The organism is Micromonospora sp. NPDC003776 (genome assembly GCF_053605645.1).
The window spans coordinates 1-4,318 of record NZ_JBSGJR010000579.1; the positions used below are offsets into that span (position 1 = coordinate 1).

Consider the following 4,318-nt stretch of genomic DNA (forward strand, 5'->3'; position numbering starts at 1 on the left):
GCCGGCGCCCGCACAGGGACGCCGGCACCACCGCGGGCCTCAGTCGCGTGGAACCGGCAGCTTCCAGACGCTCCGCCCGAAGGTCGCCGCGTAGATCGTGCTGCCGTCGCCGGTGAGCTTGATGTCCAGCACCGACGTGGCCGGCAGGCCCTGGCCGAGCCGGGACCAGTTCTTCTTGCCGTTCTTGAGATAGAAGACGCCGAAGTCGGTCGCCGCGTACAGCTGGTGCTGCGGCTGGTCGTACGTGATCATTTCGACGGGGGCGTTCGGCAGGTTCCCGCTGATGTTGCTCCAGGTCCGCCCGCCGTCCGTGGTCTGCCAGATGTTGGCCGACTCGTCGCCCTCGCGGTAGCCGGAGTAGGCCACGTAGACGTGGTCGGCGTCGGTCGGGTCCACCACGATCGCGTTCACCCAGCGCTGCGGAAGGCCCTTGCCCGTGAACTCGGTCCAGTGCGCGCCGAGGTCGGTGGTCTTCCACAGCCGCCCGGTGTCGGTGCCGAGGTAGATCGTGTTCGGCGCGGTCTTCGCCGGCGCGATCCAGGTGATCGTCGCGTACTGGTTGGAGTAGAACGGACCGAGGTCGTCCTCCTCTGCCGGCACCGGCCCGGTCAGGGCGTCGCCGGGTGGGCTGATCTGGGTGAATGTCGCGCCGCGGTCGGTGGAGCGGTCGAGCACGTTTCCGCCGAAGTAGACGACCTCGGGGTTGTTCGGGTCGAGGATCAGCGGCGCGTCGGTGGTGATCCGGGACGAGTGCCGGGCACCGAGCGGGATGTTGCGGGTCACGCCGCCGACGTCCTCGTGGCGGCGGCAGGAGCCGACCTGCAGGCACTCGTAGTAGATGTCGTGGTCGGTGTAGTCGATGACCACCTCGTGGCCGTCACCGCCGCCGAACGCGTTCCACTGGCTGAGGTCGCCCGGCTCCGCGGTCGCCGTCCAGGTCCGTACGCTGCCGTTGTCCTGCAGGCCGGTGGCCAGCCGGTTCGGGTCGTCGGCGGCGACCGCCAGGTGGTACGACTGGTTCCACGGCTCGTAGCTGGCGTGCTTCCACGAGCCGCCCGCGCCGTTGTTGTCCGACCGGTACATGCCGCCGTCGTTGCCCAGGTAGACCCGGTTGGGCACGTTCGGGTCCCACTGCATGGCGTGCTGGTCGGCGTGCACTCCCCCGGACGTGCGCCAGGTCGCCCCGGCGTCGACGGACTCGCGCAGGTTCACGTCGGCGGAGAACAGGTGGTCGGGGTTGGCCGGGTCCACCCACAGCCGGCCGAACCACCACTGATACCCACCCGAGGCGCCCGGCCGGCCGCCGACCGTGAACGAGTCACCACCGTCGTTGGAGACGTAGAAGCCCTTGTCCGGGCCGTACGGGCTGCCGAAGACGACGTACACCCGTTGCGGGTTCGACGGGGCGAGCGCGACACCGATCCGGCCGAGGCTGGCGTCGGCGTGCAGGCCGGTGCCGGTCTGATCGTAGGAGCTGAGCGGCCCGACGATGTTCTCCAGCCGCCGCCAGCTGTCTCCGCCGTCGTCGGAGCGGAACAGACCGGAACCGATGCCGCCGTACGTCCGGGCGCCGTTGTTGCGCTTGTGGTCCCACAGTGCCGCGAAGACCCGGTTGTGGTTGCTCGGGTCGACGGCCAGGTCGATGCCACCGGTCGTGTCGTTCGGCGGCGCGAGGACGAGCTTCCAGTCCTTGCCGCCGTTGTCGACGCGGTAGATGCCGCGCTGGGACACCGACCGGGAGATCGAGCCGGACGCGGCGACGAAGACCCGCTGCGGGTCGGTCGGGTCCACCACGATCCGGCCGATCGCCGCACTGTCGATTAGGCCCCAGTGCTGCCAGGTGGCCCCACCGTCGGTGGACTTGTAGATGCCGTCGCCGAAGTAGGTCAGTCCCCCGCCGGACGGGTTCGCCTCCCCGGTACCGGCCCACAGTGTGCCGTCCGGGCCCATTGCGAGCGCGCCCATCACCTGCGTCTGGCCGTCCGGCCAGGCGGGTGCCCAGTGTTCGCCGGCGTCGGTGCTCTTCCACACGCCGCCGCCGGAGACCGCCGTGTAGACGGTGTCGGGGTTTCGCGGGTCGACGACCAGGTCGACGACGCGGCCGCCGACGTTGGACGGCCCGACCAGGCTCCAGGCGCCACCGGCGCCCCTGGGGATCGCGGCGGCCTGCCGCTTCGACCGCTCGACCTGCTCCTGGGTTACGTCCTGGGCGGAAGTCCATTTCAGGGTCAGGTAGTCGGCCGGGCGCTGCGGGCCACCCTCGTCTTCCTCCTCGCCCTCATGCTCGGCCGCTTCGGCCTTTTCCCGCCCCGCGTCCGAACGGTCGGGGAACGCGAGTCGTTGGAGGCCGAAGGCCGCCAGGGCCAGGACCAAAACTGCCGCGATGATCACCGGCAGCCGTCTCGTCTGCAGTTTCATGCGCCAACTCCGCATCGTGAGGCAATCCGGCGTGGCCGGGCGGGCTGTCATGAGTGCTGAGCACAGCCGACCTTACGCCGATATCGATCAGACGCAATGCCCGGTCGTGGGTCGCCTGCCGGTCGGAGTTGACGCGGGTGAGGAAGCGGGATAGTCGAGGAGAACCGGCGGTTGGGCAGCGAAGGCGGCGAGTTGCGGCGGCCTCCGGCTACCTACGGCGCGGACCAGGTGCACCGGCAGCTCCCCCGGGACGACATCCGCGTGATTCGCAAGCATCTGGAGCGGTTGATGGCGACGCGAGCGGGTCGCCCGATGCCCGTGGCGGCCACTTGATCCGCCACAGCGACCGCGGACCGAACTCTCGCCCTAACGTGGCTGGTCTTCCTCGATCAGTCGTCTTCGGGATGTCATCGCCGGTCAGCCTGGCGGAGCATCGCGTCAGTTTCGGGGTCGGGCAGGAGTTCCCGGACCTCTTGCGCGCAGCGGCAGCCGACGGCGATCTTGGCAGCCCACGTCAGCGCTTCCTCGCGTGAGGCCACGTCGACGACCACGAACCCGCCGATGACCTCCTTGGTCTCCGGGTAAGGGCCGTCTGTGACGATCCCGTCCGTGGCCACGACGCTCGCCCTCTGGCGTTCGAGTCCGGCCCCGAACACGAACACGCCGGCGTTCACGGCCTCCTGAATCACCGCGTGCGAGGCCTTGCCCACATCGGACATCTCATCGCCGGGGATGTGGTCCATCGCGCCGTCATTGAACGAGATCAGGTACCGCGTCATGCCATGACTCCCTTGTCCCGGCGGCCCACTCCCGCCGCCTCACACCTGTTCTACGAACGGCCCGCCCCGGATCCGACGCTGGCCCAGAAGAATTTTCACCGGACGACACGAACCATCGCCCCACCGCCGATGACGATGCCCCGGCTTGGCTTCTGACAGGCCCGACCGGTGACCTGACCGCGAACGGACGTTCCGCGCGATGCGATCTTGCCTGATCTTCAGAGCCCGGCTCGCTGCTGTCGATGATCGCGCCGGAAGACATGATGCTGAGCGCCGCGCTCGTTGCCGTCGCCCGGACCAGCAAATCCTAGTCTGGCCCGGAGCAATCCCGGCGGTACGTCAGCAGGCAGCAGGGCCTCCCTCGTGGCGTACCTCGCGTAAGAACCCCTTGGGGGTCCCTAAGAAGTATTAGGGAGTCGGGATAGGTTGATCTTGCCGATGGGCTCCTGTCGGAGTGGTGTTTTCCCAGCTCATCCGGCTGACAGGGTAGATCGGCGAGCCTCGTGTGGGGGCTCGAATCGCCGACGCCCCCAACCGAGCCCCCAAGGCCGCATCCGGCCGAGCCCCCACACGCTGGCTGACAACCACAGGCCGGCTCGGCCGCGACGAGAGCCCAAGGCAGTCCTTCTCGACAGTCGGGCCGGGTGCTGGTGTAGCCGAGCAGGCCATGGCGACAGCCGCGGAATTGCCGTACCGCTGCTACGCCGTTGTCAGGCCCTGTCAGGGCTGACAACGTCGCCGATTTTGAACCGCCCCAGGTTCTACGGAGATCAACTGTTCGCCCATCCACGAGGTCAGATGCTGTTAGGTCGGGTCAGGTGCTGTCAGATGTCGGGCTTGCTGACAGAATCGCTCGCTCGCCGCACCCGGACGGCTCAGGTCTGACAGGAATCGCCGGCCACCGGGACCAGCGCAACGGTCTCCGGGCCGCGGTCCCGGACCGGTGTTGTGCCCGCCTCCTGCCGTCCGGGACCGCCCGGACCGCGTCCCGGACCGCCCGGACCGCCCGGACCGCCCGGACCGCCCGACAGCGTCCCGGACCGCCCGGACCGCCGGGCGCTGGAGCGCCGGGGCAAGGACCGCTGCGGCGGCGCCCCTGGACCGCGGCGCTGGTCCACGCG

Annotated in this window: 2 protein-coding genes; both read right to left on the bottom strand. The window is 69.4% G+C overall.

What is annotated here, in order from left to right; all coding sequences use genetic code 11:
- Positions 1–39: 39 nt before the first annotated feature.
- Positions 40–2,418, bottom strand: coding sequence for a WD40/YVTN/BNR-like repeat-containing protein (locus ACWEVO_RS31235; protein WP_452311054.1), 2,379 nt, complete (start codon positions 2,416–2,418; stop codon positions 40–42).
- 407 nt (positions 2,419–2,825) lie between these two features.
- Complete coding sequence (locus tag ACWEVO_RS31240) at positions 2,826–3,197, bottom strand: YciI family protein (RefSeq protein WP_452311055.1); 372 nt, start codon at positions 3,195–3,197, stop codon at positions 2,826–2,828.
- Between the last annotated feature and the right edge of the window lie 1,121 nt (positions 3,198–4,318).